Consider the following 22,688-nt stretch of genomic DNA (forward strand, 5'->3'; position numbering starts at 1 on the left):
TACCAGTTTCTTGAGGACCATCATGGCCAGTTATTATAGCAACGATTTTCGTCCCGGTCTTAAAATCATGTTTGAGGGCGAGCCTTACGCAGTTGAGTCCAGCGAGTTCGTAAAACCGGGCAAAGGCCAGGCTTTTGCTCGTGTTAAAATGCGCCGCCTGCTGACCGGCGGACGTGTTGAAAAAACATTCAAATCAACAGATTCTCTGGAAGGTGCTGACGTTAATGACCTGAACCTGACTTACCTGTATAACGACGGTGAGTTCTGGCACTTCATGAATAACGAGACCTACGAACAACTGCAAGCCGATGCTAAAGCAATTGGCGAAAATGCTAAGTGGTTGATTGACCAAGCAGAATGCATCGTAACTCTGTGGAATGGTCAGCCTATCACAGTGACCCCACCAAACTTTATTGAGCTGGAAATTGTTGATACTGACCCAGGTTTGAAAGGTGATACTGCCGGTACCGGTGGTAAGCCTGCAACACTGAGCACCGGTGCTGTGGTCAAAGTGCCACTGTTCGTACAGGTTGGCGAAGTCATCAAAGTGGATACCCGCTCTGGCGAATACGTTTCTCGCGTTAAGTAAATAAGTCAGTAGGTTGCAATGTTTCAATTGTGATAAAACCTGCGCTGAGAACGAAAGAAAACCGCTTAATCGGCGGTTTTCTGCTATCTGGGGCTAGGGCATTGATGACAGTGATTTAAGTCAGAAAAAGTGCAATGTTGATTTTTTGACTATCCTTAAAGGGCGAATATACTCACGCTCTATAAGGAACCTTTATAATGTTGAAGAAAAGCATCGCTATTATTTTCTCATTGTTAGTTATCTCTTCATTGAGCGCCTGTAATACTACCAAAGGTGTCGGTAAAGATGTTCAAAGCGCAGGCAGCGCGATTGAACGCAGTGCGGAATAAATCTCCATTCGTATTGTTCTCGGCGGCTATTGCCGCCGGATTTGTTTTTCACTGAGCATAATATTGCTGCTTATTATTTAGCGTGATAACGTATCAGTCTTACCTATCGGCTGTCTGGGACGACCCGGCACGCATCTGTTTTTTCGGGGACGACCCCGCCTGAGCGAGGGGTTTACCATGGCTTGGATTATTCTGGTTATTGCGGGTCTATTGGAAGTTATTTGGGCTATCGGCTTAAAATATTCCCATGGTTTTACACGACTGACACCCAGTATTGTTACTTTGATAGCAATGGCGGTCAGTGTATTTCTGTTGGCTTATGCCATGAAAACGCTACCCGCGGGGACAGCTTATGCGGTCTGGACGGGGATTGGCGCGGTGGGGACTGCTATTTTAGGCATTGTTCTGCTTGGTGAGTCGGCCAGCCTGGCGCGCGTCTTCAGCTTGGGGCTAATTTTAGCAGGAATAATAGGGCTGAAATTGGCGTCGTAAATGGCAAGGGGAATAGCTCCCCTCTGAGTCAATATCACAAGCGAATGTAGGTCAAGGTTGGGTTGTTAGGAACCCAACCTTGAGATTATGGGTTTGCACTCATCTTCCCCTGCTTCACCCATATCAATTCTTCCACCGGGAAACCATAATTCTTGGCGACGGCGACCAGGCGGTCTCGAGTTTGGTTATCAATCGTCGGTGTGCGCGATAAAATCCACAGATATTCACGATTAGGGCCAGCAATCAAAGCATGCTGATATTCATCATCTAAATCAATAACGTTATAGCCACCATAGAACGGGCCAAAGAATGATACCTTCAGTGAGGCTTGCTGCGGTGAGCCAATGAAATAGGCTTTCCCGATACTTTCCTGCCACTGCTGTTTCTTCGTGTTATAACCCCGGTTAATGACTTTTACCCCGCCATCATCACGAGGTGAGTAATTAGCCGTGACATGGTCTAACCCGCGCTCAAAGGAATGGTCCAGCCGGGCAATTTCATACCATGTGCCAAGATAGCGGGGTAATTGGAAGTTATCGACGACTTTCACGTCTTTTGGCGGCGTTACGCTACAAGCGACCGAAAGCAAGGTGGCTGTTATTAAGGACAATTTTGACCACAGACGCATTTGTATTCCTTAGTATTTCAATCATTAGTTTGTGATCGAGAATAGCTATCATTCATGAAAGAGGCAAATGGATGAATCTGAGTTATTGGCGGGATGAGGGAATTCGCGGGATAAAAAAACGGCCCGGCATAAGCACGGGCCGTTGATAGAACATGGGCAATTACAGTGTCAAAACACCGATGATAGCCACCACACTCAGAATGGCAGCCAACCCATAGAACACCCATTTCCCTGCTGGGACGTGGATTTTCAAATCATGCATAACATGGTGAATACGGTGTAAACCGCACCACAGTGGCAGAATAATCATCAGCAGCAGGAATACCCGGCCAATGAAACTCTGGCAGAATGCCAATACGCGCTCATAGCTCAATGCTTCGCCAGGAAAGGCACCCAGAGGCAGCAAAATAGCGACCAATAGAATAATTGCGGGTGCAATAATGGCACCCCACATGCCGCCCGCGCCGAACAGACCCCAGAAGATAGGTTCATCGGAGCGCTTAGGGACTTGATTCATCTTGTTCTCCTCCGGGTTAGAGTAAGGCAACGGCCAGAATAATCGCGGTAGCCGCGATAGTCACAACCCACAGCGCCTTGATAACTGGCTCTGGACCCATTTTTTCGTCTTTAATGACAATATTGGCGGCTTTTGGTGCCAGTTCAAACCAAGTTTTGGTATGCAACACAGCGGCCAATAACGTAATAATATTGATTAATAACACCAATGGGTTTTGCAGGAATCCAACAAAACCTTCCCACCCAGCGGGGCCACTTTTCAGTGCGAATACTCCGTAAATCAACAGAATACTGAACCACACTGTGGTCACCGCGGTGCCTTCACGCAACATATAAAAACGATAGAAACCGAGCTGTTGCCACCAGTTCGGGGCCATGGTACGGACGTAAGCTTTACGTTTAGTAGTCATTGCTGTTTCCCCTCCCTTATTGTGGTTTCAGCATGGCGATCATGAAGTCTTTCGCACTTTCAACCTTGCCTTGCTGGATAGCGGCGGCAGGGTCAACGTGTTTAGGACAAACTTCAGAACAGTAGCCGACGAAAGTACAACTCCAGACACCATTTTTGCCGTTAAGCTGCGGCATACGCTCTTTCTTACCGTGGTCACGGTTATCCAGATTGTAGCGGTGGGCCAGAGTGATGGCTGCCGGGCCGATAAACTCAGGATTGAGGCCAAACTGTGGGCAAGCGGCATAGCACAAGCCACAGTTAATACAGCCAGAGAACTGATGGTATTTCGCCATCTGAGCCGGAGTCTGTTTATTTGGGCCGTCTTTGGGTTTGCGCTCATTACCAATAATATACGGTTTGATGGCTTCTAAACTCTCAATAAAGTGAGTCATATCAACCACTAAGTCGCGCTCAATTGGGAAGTTGCCCAGCGCCTCAACCTTCATCCCGCCGGTATATTCGCGCAGGAAAGTCTTACAGGCGAGCTTCGGTACTTTGTTGACCATCATGCCGCACGAGCCACAAATCGCCATTCGGCAAGACCAGCGATACGACAGGTCTGGTGCCAGGTTATCTTTGATATAACCCAACGCATCCAGCAGAGAAGTCTGCTCATCGTAGGGCACTTCAAAGGTTTCGAAGTGAGGTTCGCTATCACTTTCCGGGTTATAGCGCATGACCTCCATTTTCAGGACTTTCATATCAGTCATTCGCCTGCTCCTTATCCTTTAAATCTTTCGCATCTTTTGCGTCTTTCGCATCTTGTGCTGTGGCTTCACCACCATAAACACGTTTTGCAGGTGCCAGCTTGGTAATTTTTACGTCGCTGTATTCAAGACGTGGTGCGCCGCCTGGAGTATGGAAAGCCAGAGTGTGTTTGAGGAAGTTAACATCATCACGCTCGGTGCAGCCTTCATCCAAACGCTGGTGCGCGCCGCGGGATTCTCTGCGATTCAGTGCTGAGTGAGCCATACATTCGGCGACATCCAGCCCATAGCCCAGTTCGATGGTGTAGAGCAGGTCGGTATTGAACACGCTGGAGTTGTCGGTGATTTTCACGCGTTTGAAGCGTTCTTTCAGCTCAGCCAGTTTATCCACTGTTTTCTGCATCAGTTCTGGGGTGCGGTAAATGCCGCAACCTTCTTCCATTGACAGACCCATTTCATCACGGATTTTAGACCAGTTTTCAGTCCCTTCCTGTTTCATTAGATTGCTCAGGCGGGTTTCCACATCACGCGCTTGTGCATCTAATGCACTGCCATTTGCCGGGCCACTTTCCATGGCGCGCAGAGCAGCTTGCTCACCAGCAAGACGGCCAAAGACCACCAGTTCTGCCAGTGAGTTGGAACCTAAGCGGTTTGCGCCGTGCAGACCAACAGAAGAACATTCCCCGACAGCGAATAGCCCTTTGATGCGCGTTTCACATTGCTGGTTGGTTTCGATGCCGCCCATGGTGTAATGCGCAGTTGGGCGCACAGGAATAGGCTCTTTAACCGGGTCAACACCGACATAAGCTTTTGCCAGCTCACAGATGAATGGCAGGCGCTCAAGCAGTTTCTTCTCACCCAAGTGGCGCAAGTCCAGATAGACCACATCACCACGTGGCGTAGCGATAGTGCGTCCAGCGCGCCATTCATGCCAGAAGGCTTGCGAGACTTTATCGCGCGGGCCTAATTCCATGTATTTGTTCTTCGGCTCTCCGAGCGGGGTTTCTGGCCCCATGCCGTAATCCTGCAAATAACGGTAGCCGTCTTTGTTGACCAGAATACCGCCCTCACCACGACAACCTTCAGTCATCAAGATGCCCGAACCCGGTAAACCGGTTGGGTGATATTGCACAAATTCCATGTCACGCAAAGGAACACCGTGGTGGAATGCCATACCCATACCATCACCGGTAACAATACCGCCATTGGTGTTATAACGATAAACTCGGCCTGCGCCACCGGTAGCCATGACCACGGCATTCGCGCGGATTTGTACTCGGGTACCTTCCATCATATTCATGGCAACAACACCACGAGCCTCACCATCATCGACCAGAATGTCTAGCACGAAGTGTTCATCAAATCGTTGGATTTGTGGGTATTTTAAAGAGGTTTGGAACAGGGTGTGTAGCATGTGGAAGCCGGTTTTATCGGCAGCAAACCACGTACGTTCAATTTTCATTCCGCCGAAACGACGGACGTTAACAGAACCATCCGGTTTACGGCTCCATGGACAGCCCCAAATTTCTAACTGTGCCATTTCTTCCGGGCAACTGTGAACAAAGTGGTCTACAACATCTTGTTCGCATAACCAGTCACCACCGGCAACGGTGTCGTGAAAATGATAGTCAAAGGTATCGTGGTCCTGTGTGACAGCAGCTGATCCCCCTTCGGCAGCCACGGTATGGCTACGCATCGGGTATACTTTCGAGATCAGAGCAATCTTCAGCTGAGGGTTGGCTTCCGCTGCGGCTATTGCTGCACGTAAACCAGCGCCTCCGGCCCCGATAATGGCAAGATCGGCGTTAAAGGTTTGCACTGCGCTTCTCCATTGTTCAAGTGAAAATCTTATACCCATCGTCCTTGGTGCTGCCGCAGTATTCGCTGTGCTCATTCATCCGAATTACTGACTGGTCGGGCGCATTCGCTGGCTGTCTTGCTGCAACACCAATGACTTTGGCTATATAAAATGAATTCCTATTCTTAATATGTTTTTTAATATTTTTATTACGCTAACTAATTAGCGGATAATGAGAATTATTCTATTAAGAATAGCTATTTCTTACTTTTTGTATGGAATAATTATACCTAATGCAAAGTGACAGAAATTTGATGTGATCGATTGTTTTGTTTTATTTGAACCCTCTCAAGGACATTACTAGCAAAAACGTGATCCCAAACAGGATATGCTGGGCAAAAGTCTTTTTCACAGAGTGAAATGCTGAATTTGAGGGGGAAATTTGCCAGATGAGTGACAGATTTGTCTGAGTGGATAGATGCGAGTAGACTGCATCCCCTGTTTGATTTCGGAGTTAACCACCATGAGCGAAACGGCAAGCTGGCAGCCGAGTGCACCTATCGCCAATTTGTTGAAGCGCGCAGCAATAATGGCAGAGATCCGGCGTTTTTTTACCGATCGTGGCGTATTAGAAGTTGAAACGCCTACCATGAGCCAAGCGACAGTGACGGACATTCATTTAGTCCCATTCCAAACCCGGTTTGTTGGCCCGGGCGCTGCCGATGGTTTGACGCTGTACATGATGACCAGTCCGGAATATCACATGAAGCGCCTATTGGCGGCGGGCAGTGGTTCTATCTATCAATTGGGCCGCAGTTTCCGCAATGAAGAAGCTGGCCGTTATCACAATCCTGAATTCACTATGCTGGAATGGTATCGCCCGCATTATGATATGTACCGCTTAATGAATGAGGTTGATGACCTCTTGCAGCAAATTTTGGATTGCAACAGCGCAGAAACCTTGTCTTATCAGCAGGCATTCTTGCGCCATTTGGATATTGATCCTTTGTCAGCGGATAAAGCGCAATTACGTGAAGCGGCAGCGAAACTGGATTTAAGCAATATTGCGGATACAGAAGAAGATCGCGATACGCTGCTGCAATTGCTGTTCACCGTCGGGGTTGAACCACACATTGGCCGAGAAAAACCGGCTTTTGTTTATCATTTTCCGGCCTCTCAGGCCTCTCTCGCCGTGATAAGCACTGAAGATCATCGGGTAGCAGAACGTTTTGAGGTTTACTTCAAAGGTATTGAGCTGGCGAATGGTTTCCATGAGCTGACCGACGGTGAAGAACAACTGAAACGTTTTGAGCAAGATAATCGCAGCCGTGAAAAGCGTGGTTTGCTGCCACATCCAATTGATATGAATCTGATTGATGCCCTGAAGCACGGTTTACCAGATTGTTCTGGTGTGGCATTAGGGGTTGATCGTCTGGTGATGTTGGCGTTGGGCGCGGAAAGGTTGAGTGATGTGATTGCGTTCCCAGTCAATATTGCTTAGCTAGCGCGCTAAACATTACATAGATAACGAATGGCCTGACTCTGTGAAGAATCAGGCCATTTTTATTGGATGACCTACGTTACAAACTGCCCGGGGTGCGAGTTCGGTTTGACGAAACCACACGTCCACGCCCCAGTGTTTCCAAACGGGCCTGGAACGGTGGGAATGGCAGAGTGATGCCGTGCTCGCGGTAACCGGCCAGAATCAACTGGTGGATCTCATGGCGCAGCGGCATGCGATGGCCCATTTCGGCGGCATAGATACGCAGCTCAAAAATCTGAATCCCTTGCTGGAGATCGACCAAATAGACCTCCGGTGGCGGGTTATCCAATACCAGTGTACAGCGGCGCGCGGCGGTCAGTAAGACTTCTGTCACTTCCTCACTGCTGGTTTCTGCCGGGGCCGGTACTGTCAGTACCACACGCGTAATAGAGTCAGACAGTGACCAGTTAATAAATTGCTCGGTAATAAAGGCCTTGTTCGGCACGATAATTTCTTTGCGGTCCCAGTCAGAGATGGTGGTTGCCCGAGTGTTTATCTTAGTGACGCTACCGGTGAGATCGCGAATTGTTACGGTATCGCCGATACGGATCGGTTTCTCGAACAAGATTATCAAGCCGGAGACGAAGTTGGCAAAAATCTCCTGCAAGCCGAAGCCCAACCCCAAACCTAATGCGGCAACCAGCCATTGGAATTTCGCCCATTCAATCCCCAACATTGAGAAGCCGAGTAAGCCGCCGAACAAAATCAACAGATACTTGGTGATAGTGGAAATGGCGTAGCCCGTTCCGGGAGTCAGATCCAGATGCTGTAACAGTGCCAGCTCCAGCAGAGCAGGCAAGTTACGCACTAATTGGGCGGTCACAATCATCACCAGGATGGCGATCAATAAAGATCCCATGGTAATCGCCTGCACGGACTCAATGCCATTAATTGTAGATGACACATCCCACAGACGAATATTTTCCAAGAAACCAAAAGCAGAGTGAATCTCAGACCACAGCACAATCACGGAGACCAACGCGACCATGGTCAGAATGGATCGCACCAACCGCAGAGACTGGGCGCTGATCACATCCAGATCGATAACCGGCTCTTCGACATCAATGGAGCCTTCAGTGCTGTTATTGTGCGGCGTATCATCTTCGCCACGGGCACGTTGCGCCAGAATATCGGCCCGCCGCTGTTTAGCACGATCAAAGGCAATACGACGGCGCTGAATCAGCATCCAGCGGCGAATAATATGGTAAACCACCAACAAGAAGAACCAGATAGCAACCGAGGTCTCCAGGCGCGCTAATAATGCTTGTGACGTCGTGAGATAACCCAGCGCAGAGGCGAATGCCGCAATCAATGGCGCAGAGAGCAGAAGCCCCCATAGCGCCACGTTAACAATATTCTCACCCGAGCCTTTTTTATCCAGATAGAGCGGAATACCGGCTCGCTTGAGGCTATTGGTCACTAAACTTAAGGCAATACACAGCAAAATGAAGCATAACCGGCCGAGCGTGCCGGCGAATTCACGATCGTTATAATTCTCGAAGGTAATCAGCGCCATCATCAGCGGGATAATCAGCCACACTGACATACGATAGAAGCGCATTGCTCGCCCAACTTGGGCCGGTGACCAACGGAAATGGGTGATAAACAGGCCATGGGGATGGGCAAATGAGGCGCTTATCATAAACACCCACAGCACTGGCACGGTCGCGGTGACGGCATTCCCAATGGCGATAGCCATCGGATACGACCATGCATTTTGCAAGCCATAACCGACCGCCGCCCACAAGACGGGCAGCGGTAGCGCCATCAGAATTGACCAGAAAACGGTACGTAATGTCAGGGAGAAATGGTCTTGCGTCACCTTACCGACCCGGCTGCTGGCGCGTTCAAGGAAGGCATGATAATGGCGACGAGAACTGATGCTGAAACCGACAAATAGCAGCGCACCAATAATCGGCAGCAATGTTTCTTGGCTGGTCATCATCATTGCAAATGCTTTGCTTAGCTGCGAAAGGGTATCGAGTGACAGCAAGCGGGTCAGATCATGGGCGACGTCCAGTGGATATGAGAGTGATATCGGGCTGACATCCGCTACCCAAAACAGGTAACGGTGGGTCGCTTCGCGAACTTCATTTAAGGCATCAACTAATTGACTATTCGCCACTTTTAGCTTGGTCAATTCAAGAATTTGAGTGTCATAGCCGGATAACAGAGAGTTCAGTAATTCGCGCTGTGTGCGCCATTGGGCATCCAAAATTCGCTGTTGTTCAGTGGTCAGTGGCGTGCCATCGTCTTGTGTGAATTTGACATTTTGCTGTTGTAACTTCTCCAGCATGTCTTCATATTGCAGGCGCTGAACTCGCAATTGGGCCATATCGCGATCCAATTGCTGAGATTTTGGCACATTGGGCAATCTGGATACCTGTGTGCGCAATGCTTCACCCAACGCGGTTGAAACCCCCAACCACTGAGCCTGCTCGCGAATGGTGCTAAGTGCCTGCCGAACTTGCTGAGTTTGGCTTACAGCCTGGCGTTGCTGTGAGGAAATAAGGTCAATGCGCTGCGCCTGCTGATTCAGCGCTTGAGACAAATCACGGTTTATTTGTAATTGCTGGGTAATCGACTCGGGTAAATCGCCGCCTTGTTCAGCAAGTAACTCTGTGCGCTCAAGTGCTTGTTCTGCGGCTTGTTGGCGCTGATTATTCAGATTGTTACGTAAGGTCTGGAGCTGGGCATCGACCCGCTCCTGACGCTTTTTGTATAGCTCAGCGCGCAGCCGTGACAGTTCTTGGCGATTATTGGCGGAGAGTTGAGAAAGCTCCAGTTCGTTGACCTTTGCTTTGCGGGCTACGGCTTCGGCCTGTAGCAATGCCAATTGAGCTTGTGCTACTGGGGTGGCGGGCCTGCTTTGAGCCTGAAGTCGCGTGCCGATTTCTGTCAGAATGCGCCGGGCTTCTGATTGTTGCTGGGGCAGTTGATTGAGTGACTCACTGATTTCCCGCGCGCGATCTTGCTCCTGCTGTGACAGACGGTTTAACTCTAACAATTGGCTGCTGATTTGCAGCACTTGCTGTTCCAGTTCGGACGTGGACATATTGTTAGGGACAGGTAGGGGTTTATCCACTTCCTGCGCCAATTGTTGCCGCAGTTCGCGCGTCAACTTAGGAAAGTCATCAATCGCTTTTTGATACTGCTGGGCACGGATATCAGATTCTTTTGCATCCGTTAACCAGCTAAGAGCCCCTTGCAGCGCCTGAACAATTTCCGCCTGGTTCGCCATCCCTTTATTGGCTTCAGCCTGCTTAAGCTCTTGTTTTAACTGATCTTCATTGGGCTGAGTTGCTGCCTGTAGCGGCAGGGATAACAACATTGCCGCTGACAGTAATATTGCAGAAAACCATGAAATTATTAGGCGCACGTAAGGGTTCCTTAACATCAGTGACTTTTATACCCGTCATACTTCAAGCTGCATGTGCGTCAGCGGCTCTCACACACCCGAATCATTGGCTGGAGCCAACTCATCGGGATTCATTCAACTGTCGCCTTCCTGCAACTCGAATTATTTAGGGTATAGCAGTGCAAGATAATTCAGGGACGGCTTCGGCGAGAAGTTCACCCATGCGGGTAACCGAACCGCTGTTTAACTGTGGTGCTAAATACACTTTACCCTCAGCAAACAGGTTAATCACCGTAGAGCCCAATTTAAAGCGGCCCATTTCTTGCCCTTTTTCCAGTGTTATTGCGCCTTCGCTGCCTGCTTGCGGATAGGTCCAGCGGCGAATAACACCTTCCCGTGGTGGGGTGATGGTGCCGGCCCAGACAGTTTCTATGCTGCCCACAATAGTGGCACCGACCAAAATTTGAGCCATCGGGCCAAAGACGGTATCAAAGATACAAATGACACGTTCATTACGGGCGAATAAGTTAGGAACATTCGCTGCGGTCAATGGATTGACTGAGAATAAATCACCTGGAACATAAATCATTTCGCGCAACACACCCTCACATGGCATATGCACCCGGTGGTAGTCGCGGGGGGCCAGATAAGTGGTGATGAACTGACCATTCTGGAACTCAGCGGCCAGCATATAGTTACCCGCCAGCAAAGCTTCCACACTGTAGTTGTGGCCTTTTGCCTGCAAGATTTGCCCATCATGGATGGTGCCTAACTGACTGATAGCACCATCAGCAGGTTGGGCTAAGAGATTTTCTTCAGCCACAATCGGGCGTGCACCTGCGCGTAGCGGGCGTACAAAAAATTCGTTAAATGTACGATAAGCAGAGAATTCAGGATCTTGTGCTTCTTTCATATCGACATTGTAGTAGCGGGCAAAAGTTTTGATAACCAGTTGTGTTAACCAGCCACCTTGCTTATCTGCGCCCCAGCCTGCCAAACGGGTCAGGCCATGTTTAGGGAGTAAATACTGCAATCTGATTTTGATACTGTCCAGCACGTAGACCTCTTGGGTTTGCTATGAGCTATAAAAATTAGGGGCGCATTATCTCTATATGCGCCACAGATGTAAGTCTTTAAGTATAGAATTTGATAGTTGCTATGCAGGCGTTATTTCTCGTCACTATCCGACGTTTTGCGAGGTTTTGCCTGTTCCATACTTTCAAGAATCCGATGGTAATTATCAAAGCGCTCTTCGGCAATTTTGCCTTGCTCGACCGCCTCGCGCAGCGCACAACCCGGATCGGTGGTGTGGCTACAATCGCGGAACTTGCAATGGCCAAGGTAATCACGGAATTCGACAAATCCTTGGGTGATTTGTTCCGGAGCCAAATGCCAGAGGCCGAATTCACGCACTCCTGGTGAATCAATCACATCACCGCCATGCTGGAAGTGATATAAACGAGCGGCGGTGGTGGTGTGCTGGCCCAAACCTGAGTTACCCGAAACGGTATTGACCAGAATTTCGTTATCAGTTGGCGGTAACAAGGCATTCAATAGGCTGGATTTGCCGACACCTGACTGGCCGGCAAAGATGCTGATCCGCCCAGCTAATGCTTGCTCAAATGCTTCCATCCCTTCACGAGTTTGGCTGGAAACTTCTAATACGTTGTAGCCAATTCGACGGTAGATATCCATCATGCCATCAACGAATTTACGGCCATCGGCATCCAGTAAATCGATTTTATTCAGTACAATTAACGGCTCGACATCCAATGTTTCACAGGCCACCAGATAGCGGTCAATAATATTGAGGGAAAGTTCTGGTAAGATCGCCGAAACGATCACTATCTGATCAATATTTGCGGCGATTGGTTTCACGCCATCATACAGATCAGGGCGCGTCAGAACGGATGTCCGCTCATGGACGGCTTCAACAATACCTTTAACTCGTACACCTTCCTGCGCTTGCAGACCGGGACGCCAAACCACGCGGTCACCGGTAACCAGTGATTTAATGGTACGGCGGATATTACAACGGTGCTGAACACCATCGGTGGCTTCAACATCGGCATGCTGACCGAAACGGCTGATAACGATACCTTCTTGCGCATCGCCAAGCTGAGAGTCATCTAACTCAGGTTTTCTATCAGTGCGTAGTCGGCGCTGATGATTCGCCTGTACACGGCGTTGTTGACCTTTGGACAGTTTATTCTTGCTCACTGTGCCTCACTTGAATTTGCATGTATCGCTGGTTGCGACCAAAAGGGCTATGATACACATTATTTTATCAATTAACCGTTTGTTCGGTTGTCTTCCCCCGCTAACAGGTAGGAAATATCATGGCAGAGAATCAAAATAATCTGATCTGGATTGATCTGGAAATGACGGGTCTTGATCCTGAACGGGATCGGATCATCGAGATCGCCACTCTGGTCACCGATGCCAACCTTAATATTCTGGCAGAAGGCCCGGTGCTAGCCGTCCATCAGTCTGATGAACAGCTTGGGCTAATGGATGAATGGAACGTGCGTACTCATACTGGCAGCGGGTTAGTGGAGCGGGTAAAAGCCAGCCCTTTTAGTGATCACGATGCTGAATTACAGACCATTGAATTTCTAAAGCAGTGGGTTCCGGCAGGCATTTCCCCAATTTGTGGTAACAGTGTGGGCCAAGACCGGCGCTTTCTGTTCCGTTATATGCCAGAGCTTGAAGCTTACTTCCATTACCGTTATCTCGATGTGAGCACTTTAAAAGAGCTGGCCCGCCGCTGGAAACCTGAAATTTTGCCTGGTTTTAAGAAGCAAAATACCCACCAGGCTCTGGATGATATTCGCGAGTCGGTCGCGGAACTGGCCTACTATCGCGAACACTTTATTCAGCCTTAGTCCCGTTTGTCGTTGCCGTCGCGGGGGGCGTTTACTGGCCGCCTATCTGCAATTTGCATTAATTTGGGTATATACTTCCGCCAGCGCCGATTAAAACAGCAACATGCTGATTTAATCGGCACTTAAACCGAAAAATGATTTTTTTGCTTTCAGGGGCTTGCGGCAAAACGGATTTCTCGTATAATGCGCACCCCGTACCGATGAAGAATTCGCGAGCTTGCGCAAACAGATTCAGTACCGGAAAATATGACGCAGTGCGGGAATAGCTCAGTTGGTAGAGCACGACCTTGCCAAGGTCGGGGTCGCGAGTTCGAGTCTCGTTTCCCGCTCCAATTTCTTGAGTCATAAAGGAATTGGTCATAAAGAAGTCAGTAGTAAAAGAAATAAAAAGTATAAAAGTGATGTGTTTTTTTAGCGCATGACGGCGACGCGGGAATAGCTCAGTTGGTAGAGCACGACCTTGCCAAGGTCGGGGTCGCGAGTTCGAGTCTCGTTTCCCGCTCCAAAATTTTATTTCTTTCAGTACGGGTTACTTCAGATAGTCAAATATTGCCTTAATGGCATTTCAATGCGGGAATAGCTCAGTTGGTAGAGCACGACCTTGCCAAGGTCGGGGTCGCGAGTTCGAGTCTCGTTTCCCGCTCCAAAATTATTTATTCAATTCTGTCTTAATTATCCACAGCTCAGTCACGCGCTGCACCTCGTTCCACATACATTGTATTAACTTCTTCAACAGAGTTATCCACAGATTCTGCTGTTTTTGTATTCAGTTCATAATTTAACCACTTTAATTTCCTGTTTTATAACCATTTGATTTAGTTGTGTATATTTTTATGTGAAAACGTTATGCCGATCACTTGTGCTTTTTTTTGCACTTGATTGCCAAGGTGTTTTTATTTTTATACACAGGAAAACTCTGAGTTCATTTATAACAGAAATAGCTAAAAAAACTCTGCTCAACGTCATTCGACATCAGGCAAAAGTGGCATCAGGCATCTCGTGGCAGGCCTTTTTCAATCGCTCTCACCAGCCGTTTTTTCTGCGGCAATTGAACATCCCCAATCAGTGTAGACCGTCTTTTCAATTGCTGTGAGATTGCCCATTCAATATGTTCATCTAACATGGAGTCAATACCGCGACGCGCTTCCAATGCCAATACAATCTTATCGAGATAGGGCGCATTGCCTAACGCGACCGAGATATTGCGTAACCAGCGCAGGTGGCCAATTCGCCGGATGGCTGAGCCCTCAGTGACCCGCAAAAATTTTTCTTCATTCCAGGCAAATAAATCCAGTAACTGCGGTGTATGCAACACAGCGCGCGGACTGAAATCCTCCTCATCGGTTAATTGTGAGAAACGATTCCAAGGACAGATTAATTGGCAATCATCACAACCATAAATACGATTACCCATTAGTGGACGAAATTCTTCAGGTATCGCGCCTTCCAGTTCAATCGTCAGGTAAGAGATACAGCGGCGTGCATCAACAGTATAAGGGGCCACGATAGCCCCGGTCGGGCAGGTCGTGATGCAGGCGACACAACGGCCACATTGTTCTTCTTGGGGGGTATCGACAGGTAGCGGTAAGTCAATAAGCAGCTCACCGAGGAAGAACCAGGAGCCAGCATCGCGATTTAATATCAGTGAGTGCTTACCAACCCAGCCAATGCCGGATTTGGCGGCCAGCGAGCGCTCCATTATCGGGGCCGAATCGACAAACGGGCGGAAATTGATATCATCGCCTGTCTGCTCCAGACAATAATTCTGAATCATATCGCCCAATTTTTTCAGGCGCTGGCGTAATAATTTATGATAGTCACGGCCCAATGCATAACGACTGACATACCCCAATTCTGCATTCTTTAATGTGCTGGCAAATGCCGCCTTGGCGGGCAGATAATTCATCCGCACGCTAATCACCCGTAAAGTGCCGGGTAATAATTCATGGGCGCGCGCGCGTAACATACCGTGGCGGGCCATCCAGGCCATTTCGCCATGATATTGTTTATCAAGCCAGGCCTGTAAGCGCGGTTCTTCCGCTGACAAATCAGTATCGCAGATACCGACTTGCTGGAAACCTAGCGATTGCCCCCATTGCTTGATATGTTGGGCTAATTGATTCAGATCGAGGGGGTGTGCCATGACGGACCATAGTAAGAAACAAATCAGTGTTAGTTTACCACACTCTGTTTTTTCTGCGGACTGGGTGCGGCGCAATGAGGCGGTTGCCGCAGCACACTTCTCCCTGACTTTATTTGACCTGATGGTGAGAGCCGGAAATGCAGCATTTGAATTGGCGCGAAAGCAATACCCAGCAGCGCGCCATTGGCTAATTTTATGTGGTCACGGGAATAATGGTGGCGATGGCTATATTGTTGCCAGCCGCGCCTTGGCTGCGGGTTTGAATGTCACTCTGATTGCTTGCCCCGGCAATCGCCCATTACCCGCCGAAGCTCATCAAGCACAGTCTCAGTGGCTGGCGGCGGGCGGTGTGATTCATCAGCCTGATATATCATGGCCGCAGCATATCGATTTAATTATTGATGGTTTGCTAGGGATTGGCCTACGAGCCGCACCACAGGGTGTTTATGCTACGCTAATTGACACTGCAAACCGCCATTGTGCGGCAAAAATTGCGTTGGATATTCCGTCGGGGCTGAGTGCTGATAGCGGCGCGGCTCCGGGCTCAGTCATTCGTGCTGATCACACCCTGACTTTTGTCACACTGAAACCGGGTTTGCTCACTGGGCAGGCCCGCGATTGGGTGGGGAATTTACACTGTAATGATCTGGGATTGACGTCATGGCTAGCGGCTCAACCGGTACAAATTGAGCGGATGACAGCCGAGCACTTGCCGCAATGGCTGAAGCCCCGCCGCCCGTGTGCCCACAAAGGGGAGCACGGCCGTCTACTGTTGGTGGGGGGCGATAAAGGATTTGGGGGGGCGATTCGCATGGCGGGTGAAGCGGCTTTGCGCAGCGGCGCGGGGTTAGTGCGAGTACTCACTCACATTGAGCATGTGGCCCCGATTTTGGCCGCTCGCCCTGAGCTGATGGTGCAGGAGTTAACGGATGAAACTCTCGCGCAAAGCATGAGCTGGGCTGATGTATTGGTGGTCGGCCCGGGGTTAGGGCAGTCCGATTGGAGCAGGAATGCTCTGAATCTATTGCAACAAAGTGATAAACCAGCATTATGGGACGCAGATGCTCTCAACTTACTGGCATTAAATCCACATAGGCGTCAGAATCGGGTATTGACCCCTCATCCTGGCGAAGCTGCCCGCCTGCTTGGTTGCCGCGTCGCTGATATTGAGAGTGACCGCTTACTTTCTGCCCGTAACATTGTTAAACAATATGGTGGTGTGGTGGTCTTGAAAGGGGCTGGTACTCTAATTGCCAGTGAACAGGGCGAGATGGCGATTGCTGATGTCGGTAATGCGGGTATGGCCTCTGGTGGTATGGGGGATATCCTGTCCGGCATTATTGGCAGTTTGATAGCACAAAAGCTGGTGCTGTATGATGCTGCCTGTGCAGGTTGTGTTGTGCATGGCGTTGCCGCAGACACACTGGCTGAAGTTCAAGGCACCCGGGGTTTACTGGCCACAGATTTGCTGCCAGTTATTCCGAAGTACGTTAATCCTGAGTTAGCAAGATAGATATCACAGAATGAAAGAACTCGTTTTACCTCTGCCTGATGAGGCAGCGACCGTTGCATTAGGGGCCGCTTTGGCCCATGCCTTCAATGGTGCCAGCGTTATTTATCTGTTCGGTGACTTAGGTGCCGGAAAAACAACTTTTAGCCGTGGCTTCCTTCAGGCCCTTGGCCATTCAGGGCATGTTAAAAGCCCGACTTATACTTTGGTTGAGCCGTATAGCTTGGCCCCAAGGCCGGTTTACCATTTTGACCTGTATCGTCTGGCTGACCCCGAGGAGCTAGAGTTTATGGGTATTCGCGATTATTTCGATAAACAGGCAATTTGTCTGGTGGAGTGGCCGCAGCAAGGGGCTGGGTTCCTACCTCAGGCGGATGTTGAATTGCATTTGGCTTATCAGGACGAAGGGCGTGAAGCTCGCCTGGTGGCTATTTCTGATGCGGGTGCAGATGTGTTGCGCCGTTTAGCTGCTGTGCAAGGATAATTTGATAATGATGCATGGCTTAACAAAATTAATTAGCCAGTCGCGACTTAACCGCGGGAAGCGCACATTAGCCGCTGTAGTGCTGGTTATGATGGGGTTATTTACCCTGCCTTCAGCATGGGCGGTGAAACTGACTGATATTAAAGTGAATAATGGCCCGACAGAAAGTCGGGTTACGCTCAGTTTTGATGGTCAGCCGATTTACGCTTTTTTCTCTTTGAATTCACCTGAGCGGGTGGTGTTAGATGTTCGCCAAAGTGGCAATCTTTCGGGATTACCCTTGGAATTCAGTGGGCAGAACCTACTGAAAAGAATTCGCTCCAGCACCCCGAAAGATGAGCAAAGCACCCGTTTGGTGCTGGAACTGACACAAAAAGTCAAAACTCGTGCGGTCACTCAGCAATCAGGTAACAATTACACTGTCGTGATTACGATGACGGCGGCGGCCAGCGCGCCTGCTCGGCAAGTGCCGCAGCCCATATTAAGCCAAAATAATACGCCACTAAATCAAACTAATACGCCAAGTCCTAATGCCGGGCGTTTAACGTCACAGGCGGCGAGCGCGAACACGGCATCACGGGTCACCAGCACCAATACCACTTCGGTGGCTAAAAACCCGTTTAACAACAAGCCAACGGTAGTGGTGAGCAGTGAGAACATCACCACCAACACCTCCCGACCAATCAAAACTGCCAGTGCCGCTAATAGCTCGCGCGTGGTGGTGGCCATTGATGCTGGTCACGGTGGTCAAGATCCCGGAGCTATCGGGCAAAATGGTCTGAAAGAGAAGAATGTCACTATTGCTATCGCCCGTCGGCTTGAAGCATTGCTTAACAGTGATCCGATGTTTAAACCCGTGTTGACCCGCAATGGCGATTACTTCATTTCGGTTATGGGCCGCTCGGACGTGGCGCGTAAGCAGGGAGCTAACGTGCTGGTCTCCGTCCATGCGGATGCGGCACCTAACCGCAGCGCAACCGGAGCCTCGGTTTGGGTACTGTCGAATCGCCGCGCTAACAGTGAAATGGGCAACTGGCTGGAGCAGCATGAGAAGCAATCCGAACTGCTCGGTGGTGCGGGTGATGTGCTGGCAAACACCGCTTCTGACCCCTACTTGAGTCAGGCCGTATTGGATTTGCAATTTGGTCACTCTCAGCGGGTGGGTTATGACGTTGCCACCAAAGTGCTGAATGAGCTGCAAAGAGTGGGCGACATTCATAAACGTCGGCCTGAACACGCCAGCCTTGGGGTGTTACGTTCACCGGATATTCCGTCATTGTTAGTGGAAACCGGCTTTATCAGTAATAGTACGGAGGAGCGGCTGCTTGGCAGTAGCGCGTATCAGGAGAAAATTGCTCAAGCCATTTATAAAGGTTTGCGCAGTTATTTCCTCGCGCATCCGCTACAAGCCGACCCAAAGGTCGAAAACCGCCCGCTCATTGAAACAGCGGCGGTTGATTCATCTTCACAACGTTCAAGTGTTAGTCAGCCAGAGCCGGTGGCGAACAGTAATGCGCAGAGCGGTAGAACATCTGCCGCCAAGCCACTTGCGGCAGGTAAAAGTCAGATTCATAAAGTACAACGCGGCGAAACCTTATCTGGCATTGCCAGTCAATACGGCGTCAGCATGGCGGTATTGCGGCAAAATAACACACTGAAAAATGATGTGGTCTGGGTGGGGCAGCGCTTGAAAGTACCGGCATCGGGCAGTGCGGGCGCGATAACAGCACCCAAAACCGTTGCTAAAGTGAAGCCGAGCAAAAGTCAGCCCGTGAAACATCAGGTGAAACGGGGTGATACGCTGTCGGCCATTGCAGCCAGATATGGTGTGTCGATGAGTGAGATTGAGCGGGCGAATAAGATAAAGTCAGGTAATGTCCAACTTGGGCAAACCCTCACAATTCCACAATCGTAAGCGAAGGAACGGCTATGCCAATTCAGATTCTACCACCACAGCTTGCTAACCAAATTGCCGCCGGTGAAGTGGTAGAACGGCCTGCATCGGTCGTAAAAGAGTTGGTAGAAAATAGTCTGGATGCGGGGGCGTCACGGATTGATATTGATATCGAACGTGGTGGCGCAAAACTGATTCGTATCCGTGATAATGGCTGTGGTATTGGTAAAGATGATTTGGCCTTGGCCTTGGCGCGCCATGCGACCAGTAAAATAAGTTCACTGGAAGATTTGGAAGCCATCCTCAGTATGGGGTTTCGCGGCGAGGCGCTAGCCAGTATCAGTTCAGTTTCCCGGCTAATTTTGACATCGCGAACAGCAGAACAGAATGAAGCTTGGCAGGCTTATGCTGAAGGCCGCGACATGGCGGTGACCATCAAGCCCGCGGCTCACCCGGTCGGCAGTACCCTTGAGGTGCTGGACCTGTTTTACAACACGCCCGCCCGTCGCAAATTTATGCGTACTGAAAAAACTGAATTTGGTCATATTGATGAAGTGGTGCGCCGCATTGCGCTGGCGCGCTTCGACGTGGCTATCAATCTCAGTCACAACGGCAAGTTGATGCGGCAGTATCGTGCAGCTCCAGATCCTTCCCAGCATGAACGCCGTCTGGCCAGTATCTGTGGCCCGACATTTTTGCAGCATGCGCTGGCGATTTCCTGGCAACATGGCGATTTAACCATCCGTGGTTGGGTGGCTGATCCTGCCGCCAGCCGCACACTCAGTGAAATGCAATATTGTTACGTTAATAACCGTATGATGCGCGACCGGCTGATTAACCACGCGATCCGCCAGGCTTACCAAGATTTACTCAAAGACGACCAACAACCGGCTTATGTTTTGTATCTGGATATTGACCCACATCAGGTTGATGTCAATGTGCATCCGGCTAAACATGAAGTGCGTTTCCAGCAGGCGCGGCTGGTGCATGATTTTATATATCAAGCCGTTACCACTGTTTTACAGCAAGCGGCGACTCCGGTGCTGAACATCAATGAAGATGGCGAAGAGATCGAAGCACCGCGCTGGCAGCCGGAAAATCGCGTGGCAGCGGGCGTTAATAAATATGCGCAGCCGGAACCGGCGAAAGCGCCACCCGTAGAGCGAGTTGCTGCACCGGAGCGAACAATCACTACTGAGCGCTCCATCGCCCGCGAACCTATTCCGGCCTATCATTCGGGCCAGCCTTATCAAAAGCAGCAAGGCGAGTTATATCGTCAACTGGTGCAACCGGCGACTGAGAGTAAAGCGGTAGACACCGCACTAGCTCCAGCTCCTGTTGCGCGTCAGATCCCGGCGGACGAGCCACTTCATGGTGATAATTACAGTTTTGGTCGGGTATTGACGGTATTTCCGCCTTGTTATGCTCTTATTGAATATAAGCAGGGTGTCGCATTATTAGCACTGACGGTTGCCGAACGGTGGCTAAAGCAAGCCCAATTGAACCCGTCAGCAGAAGGACTACGCCCTCAGCCATTACTGATCCCATTAAAACTGACATTGGATAAAAATGAAGCGGCTGCAGGCCTGCATCATCAGAAATTGTTAGCTACCATGGGAATAGAATTGGCCATTGAGCATACAAGAGCGACCTTACGTGCAGTATCTTTACCATTACGCCAACAAAATTTACAAAAACTGATACCGGAACTGTTAGGCTATCTGTCGCAACATGAAGAGATATCGCCAGATGCTCTGGCCACATGGATTTCTCGCCATCTTGGCAGTGAACATGAGGTATGGAATGTGTCTCAAGCGATACAATTATTGGCGGATGTTGAACGTCTTTGCCCACAGTTAGTGAAATCACCACCCGCTGGGCTATTACAACCTATTGATATAAAGGCTGCATTGGCAACCCTGAAACATGAATGATATTGAAAATTTAGACCGGCCACCGGCCATATTTATTATGGGGCCAACCGCCTCGGGTAAAACAGCGCTCTCCATTGCACTGAGAAAACGGCTGCCTGTGGAACTCATCAGTGTCGACTCCGCCCTGATTTACCGTGGTATGGATATCGGCACCGCGAAACCCAGCGCGGAAGAACTGGCGTTAGCCCCACACCGGCTGATTGATATTCGTGACCCAGCGCAATCCTACTCTGCCGCTGATTTTCGTAAAGATGCATTAAAAGAAATGGCCGACATTACCGCAGCCGGGCGTATACCGCTGCTGGTGGGTGGCACAATGTTGTACTTTAAAGCGCTGTTGGATGGGTTATCTCCATTGCCGTCAGCAGATCCGCAAGTGCGCCAGCGTATTGAGCAGCAGGCGGCGGAACTGGGTTGGGAAGCATTACATCAACAATTGGCTGAAATCGACCCGGTTGCTGCGGCGCGAATTCATCCTAATGATCCCCAACGGCTCTCCAGAGCACTGGAAGTTTTTTTTATTTCAGGTAAAACTCTAACAGAACTGACTAAAATTTCAGGTGAAACCTTACCTTATCGGGTTCACCAATTTGCGATTGCGCCTGTTAGCCGGGAACTCTTGCACCAGCGGATTGAATTACGTTTTCGTCAGATGCTGGATGCCGGGTTTGAAACAGAGGCTAGGGCGCTTTTTGACCGTGGTGATTTGCATACGGATATGCCGGCCATTCGTTGTGTGGGATACCGACAGATGTGGTCTTATCTGTCCGGTGAGATTGATTACGACGAAATGGTTTACCGCGGAATCTGTGCGACACGTCAACTGGCAAAGCGCCAAATGACCTGGTTGCGGGGCTGGGGTTCAGTCCAGTGGCTCGACAGTGATAAGCCGGGAGAGGCTTTAGACTCTGTAATACAGGTTGTTAGTGCATAGGTTGAATGATTGTGTACAATTGATTAGTACTCAACGCGCGGATTTTTTTACGCAGTTTATTTTCGAGCCGATAGGTTCTTAGTTAATAACAACAAGCAAATAAGGAAAATATAGAATGGCTAAGGGGCAATCTTTGCAAGATCCGTTCCTGAACGCATTGCGTCGTGAACGGGTTCCGGTTTCTATTTATTTAGTGAATGGCATTAAACTGCAGGGCCAAGTTGAGTCTTTTGATCAGTTTGTCATTCTGTTAAAGAACACAGTCAGCCAGATGGTTTATAAGCATGCCATCTCTACTGTAGTGCCTTCGCGCCCGGTTTCGCATCACAGCAATAATCCGAGTGGTAGCACCAATAATTATCATGGTAGTAATCCATCTGCGCCGCAACAGCCGCAGCAGGATAGCGATGACGCTGAATAAAGCGCATTGCTGGTCAACCATGACGGGGAACATAAGCAACGGATTCGGGCTTATGTTCTCCGCACTAGCGGT

General features: G+C 49.7%; 20 protein-coding genes and 3 tRNA genes. 14 read left to right on the top strand and 9 right to left on the bottom strand.

Going from position 1 to position 22,688, the window contains the following annotated elements; genetic code table 11:
- Positions 1-22 precede the first annotated feature (22 nt).
- The 3 genes from efp (at position 23) to sugE (ending at position 1,410) form a co-directional block, all read left to right on the top strand.
- The gene (efp, locus tag F0T03_RS02310; protein ID WP_145556474.1) at positions 23-589 is read left to right on the top strand and encodes an elongation factor P; all 567 of its coding nucleotides are present in this window, start codon (positions 23-25) and stop codon (positions 587-589) included.
- Between the two features lie 197 nt (positions 590-786).
- Positions 787-918 carry an entericidin A/B family lipoprotein gene (locus tag F0T03_RS02315; protein ID WP_004392446.1) on the top strand — a complete coding sequence of 44 codons (132 nt, stop codon included), beginning with the start codon at positions 787-789 and terminating at the stop codon, positions 916-918.
- 177 nt (positions 919-1,095) lie between these two features.
- Positions 1,096-1,410, top strand: a complete 315-nt coding sequence (gene sugE, locus F0T03_RS02320; RefSeq protein ID WP_145556475.1) for a quaternary ammonium compound efflux SMR transporter SugE — start codon at positions 1,096-1,098, stop codon at positions 1,408-1,410.
- Between the two features lie 85 nt (positions 1,411-1,495).
- Here the strand turns inward: sugE and F0T03_RS02325 are convergent, their stop codons facing one another.
- From F0T03_RS02325 to frdA, 5 genes are all read right to left on the bottom strand, one after another.
- Complete coding sequence (locus F0T03_RS02325; protein ID WP_145556476.1) at positions 1,496-2,038, bottom strand: lipocalin family protein; 543 nt, start codon at positions 2,036-2,038, stop codon at positions 1,496-1,498.
- Positions 2,039-2,198: 160 nt separating this feature from the next.
- On the bottom strand, positions 2,199-2,555 hold the full coding sequence (frdD, locus tag F0T03_RS02330; RefSeq protein ID WP_145556477.1) for a fumarate reductase subunit FrdD: 357 nt from the start codon (positions 2,553-2,555) through the stop codon (positions 2,199-2,201).
- A 16-nt stretch (positions 2,556-2,571) separates the two neighbouring features.
- The gene (gene frdC / locus F0T03_RS02335) at positions 2,572-2,964 is read right to left on the bottom strand and encodes a fumarate reductase subunit FrdC (protein ID WP_145556478.1); all 393 of its coding nucleotides are present in this window, start codon (positions 2,962-2,964) and stop codon (positions 2,572-2,574) included.
- 16 nt (positions 2,965-2,980) lie between these two features.
- Positions 2,981-3,715 (bottom strand): succinate dehydrogenase/fumarate reductase iron-sulfur subunit, encoded by a 735-nt coding sequence (locus tag F0T03_RS02340; protein ID WP_145556479.1) that lies wholly within the window; start codon positions 3,713-3,715, stop codon positions 2,981-2,983.
- Positions 3,708-5,531 carry a fumarate reductase (quinol) flavoprotein subunit gene (gene frdA, locus F0T03_RS02345; RefSeq protein ID WP_145556480.1) on the bottom strand — a complete coding sequence of 608 codons (1,824 nt, stop codon included), beginning with the start codon at positions 5,529-5,531 and terminating at the stop codon, positions 3,708-3,710. The genes F0T03_RS02340 and frdA overlap by 8 nt, the downstream gene beginning before the upstream one ends.
- A gap of 502 nt (positions 5,532-6,033) precedes the next feature.
- On the opposite strand from frdA, the gene epmA reads away from it, so the two are divergent.
- Positions 6,034-7,011, top strand: coding sequence for an elongation factor P--(R)-beta-lysine ligase (gene epmA / locus F0T03_RS02350; RefSeq protein ID WP_145556481.1), 978 nt, complete (start codon positions 6,034-6,036; stop codon positions 7,009-7,011).
- Between the two features lie 79 nt (positions 7,012-7,090).
- Here epmA and mscM read toward each other — a convergent pair whose 3' ends face one another.
- The 3 genes from mscM to rsgA form a co-directional block, all read right to left on the bottom strand.
- Positions 7,091-10,432: a miniconductance mechanosensitive channel MscM gene (gene mscM / locus F0T03_RS02355; RefSeq protein ID WP_208787092.1), complete on the bottom strand. Its 3,342-nt coding sequence runs from the start codon at positions 10,430-10,432 to the stop codon at positions 7,091-7,093.
- A 145-nt stretch (positions 10,433-10,577) separates the two neighbouring features.
- A complete protein-coding gene (asd, locus tag F0T03_RS02360; RefSeq protein ID WP_159677146.1) occupies positions 10,578-11,468 on the bottom strand; it encodes an archaetidylserine decarboxylase in 891 nt (296 codons plus the stop codon).
- 110 nt (positions 11,469-11,578) lie between these two features.
- On the bottom strand, positions 11,579-12,631 hold the full coding sequence (rsgA, locus tag F0T03_RS02365; protein ID WP_145556484.1) for a small ribosomal subunit biogenesis GTPase RsgA: 1,053 nt from the start codon (positions 12,629-12,631) through the stop codon (positions 11,579-11,581).
- 119 nt (positions 12,632-12,750) lie between these two features.
- Between rsgA and orn the strand changes: the two genes are divergently transcribed.
- From orn to F0T03_RS02385, 4 genes are all read left to right on the top strand, one after another.
- Positions 12,751-13,296 (top strand): oligoribonuclease, encoded by a 546-nt coding sequence (gene orn, locus F0T03_RS02370; RefSeq protein WP_145556485.1) that lies wholly within the window; start codon positions 12,751-12,753, stop codon positions 13,294-13,296.
- Positions 13,297-13,552: 256 nt separating this feature from the next.
- Positions 13,553-13,628, top strand: a tRNA-Gly gene (locus F0T03_RS02375).
- 97 nt (positions 13,629-13,725) lie between these two features.
- A tRNA-Gly gene (locus F0T03_RS02380) sits at positions 13,726-13,801 on the top strand.
- Between the two features lie 65 nt (positions 13,802-13,866).
- A tRNA-Gly gene (locus F0T03_RS02385) sits at positions 13,867-13,942 on the top strand.
- 342 nt (positions 13,943-14,284) lie between these two features.
- On the opposite strand, the gene queG is transcribed toward F0T03_RS02385, so the two are convergent.
- Positions 14,285-15,439, bottom strand: a complete 1,155-nt coding sequence (gene queG / locus F0T03_RS02390) for a tRNA epoxyqueuosine(34) reductase QueG (protein ID WP_159677147.1) — start codon at positions 15,437-15,439, stop codon at positions 14,285-14,287.
- Between queG and nnr the strand changes: the two genes are divergently transcribed.
- The 6 genes from nnr to hfq all read left to right on the top strand — a co-directional run bounded on the left by nnr (position 15,438) and on the right by hfq (position 22,616).
- The gene (gene nnr, locus F0T03_RS02395) at positions 15,438-16,952 is read left to right on the top strand and encodes a bifunctional ADP-dependent NAD(P)H-hydrate dehydratase/NAD(P)H-hydrate epimerase (protein ID WP_145556488.1); all 1,515 of its coding nucleotides are present in this window, start codon (positions 15,438-15,440) and stop codon (positions 16,950-16,952) included. The genes queG and nnr overlap by 2 nt on opposite strands.
- Positions 16,953-16,962: 10 nt before the next feature.
- Positions 16,963-17,433, top strand: coding sequence for a tRNA (adenosine(37)-N6)-threonylcarbamoyltransferase complex ATPase subunit type 1 TsaE (gene tsaE / locus F0T03_RS02400; protein WP_159677148.1), 471 nt, complete (start codon positions 16,963-16,965; stop codon positions 17,431-17,433).
- A 79-nt stretch (positions 17,434-17,512) separates the two neighbouring features.
- Positions 17,513-19,348 carry an N-acetylmuramoyl-L-alanine amidase AmiB gene (gene amiB, locus F0T03_RS02405; protein ID WP_162527006.1) on the top strand — a complete coding sequence of 612 codons (1,836 nt, stop codon included), beginning with the start codon at positions 17,513-17,515 and terminating at the stop codon, positions 19,346-19,348.
- A 14-nt stretch (positions 19,349-19,362) separates the two neighbouring features.
- Positions 19,363-21,261, top strand: coding sequence for a DNA mismatch repair endonuclease MutL (gene mutL / locus F0T03_RS02410; RefSeq protein WP_159677149.1), 1,899 nt, complete (start codon positions 19,363-19,365; stop codon positions 21,259-21,261).
- The gene (gene miaA, locus F0T03_RS02415) at positions 21,254-22,195 is read left to right on the top strand and encodes a tRNA (adenosine(37)-N6)-dimethylallyltransferase MiaA (RefSeq protein ID WP_145556491.1); all 942 of its coding nucleotides are present in this window, start codon (positions 21,254-21,256) and stop codon (positions 22,193-22,195) included. The genes mutL and miaA overlap by 8 nt, the downstream gene beginning before the upstream one ends.
- Positions 22,196-22,310: 115 nt before the next feature.
- A complete protein-coding gene (hfq, locus tag F0T03_RS02420) occupies positions 22,311-22,616 on the top strand; it encodes an RNA chaperone Hfq (RefSeq protein WP_004392473.1) in 306 nt (101 codons plus the stop codon).
- Positions 22,617-22,688 lie beyond the last annotated feature (72 nt).

It is taken from the genome of Yersinia canariae, from assembly GCF_009831415.1.
In the GTDB taxonomy this organism is placed as follows: Bacteria; Pseudomonadota; Gammaproteobacteria; order Enterobacterales; family Enterobacteriaceae; genus Yersinia; species Yersinia canariae.

What these genes read in the sequence shown, in the direction of transcription:
- frdD (WP_145556477.1), bottom strand. Translation starts at nt 2,555, where the DNA reads ATGAATCAAGTCCCTAAGCGCTCCGATGAACCTATCTTCTGGGGTCTG.
- F0T03_RS02325 (WP_145556476.1), bottom strand. Translation starts at nt 2,038, where the DNA reads ATGCGTCTGTGGTCAAAATTGTCCTTAATAACAGCCACCTTGCTTTCG.
- nnr (WP_145556488.1), top strand. Translation starts at nt 15,438, where the DNA reads ATGACGGACCATAGTAAGAAACAAATCAGTGTTAGTTTACCACACTCT.
- hfq (WP_004392473.1), top strand. Translation starts at nt 22,311, where the DNA reads ATGGCTAAGGGGCAATCTTTGCAAGATCCGTTCCTGAACGCATTGCGT.
- miaA (WP_145556491.1), top strand. Translation starts at nt 21,254, where the DNA reads ATGAATGATATTGAAAATTTAGACCGGCCACCGGCCATATTTATTATG.
- queG (WP_159677147.1), bottom strand. Translation starts at nt 15,439, where the DNA reads ATGGCACACCCCCTCGATCTGAATCAATTAGCCCAACATATCAAGCAA.
- epmA (WP_145556481.1), top strand. Translation starts at nt 6,034, where the DNA reads ATGAGCGAAACGGCAAGCTGGCAGCCGAGTGCACCTATCGCCAATTTG.
- mutL (WP_159677149.1), top strand. Translation starts at nt 19,363, where the DNA reads ATGCCAATTCAGATTCTACCACCACAGCTTGCTAACCAAATTGCCGCC.
- F0T03_RS02340 (WP_145556479.1), bottom strand. Translation starts at nt 3,715, where the DNA reads ATGACTGATATGAAAGTCCTGAAAATGGAGGTCATGCGCTATAACCCG.
- frdC (WP_145556478.1), bottom strand. Translation starts at nt 2,964, where the DNA reads ATGACTACTAAACGTAAAGCTTACGTCCGTACCATGGCCCCGAACTGG.
- efp (WP_145556474.1), top strand. Translation starts at nt 23, where the DNA reads ATGGCCAGTTATTATAGCAACGATTTTCGTCCCGGTCTTAAAATCATG.
- orn (WP_145556485.1), top strand. Translation starts at nt 12,751, where the DNA reads ATGGCAGAGAATCAAAATAATCTGATCTGGATTGATCTGGAAATGACG.
- tsaE (WP_159677148.1), top strand. Translation starts at nt 16,963, where the DNA reads ATGAAAGAACTCGTTTTACCTCTGCCTGATGAGGCAGCGACCGTTGCA.
- F0T03_RS02315 (WP_004392446.1), top strand. Translation starts at nt 787, where the DNA reads ATGTTGAAGAAAAGCATCGCTATTATTTTCTCATTGTTAGTTATCTCT.
- sugE (WP_145556475.1), top strand. Translation starts at nt 1,096, where the DNA reads ATGGCTTGGATTATTCTGGTTATTGCGGGTCTATTGGAAGTTATTTGG.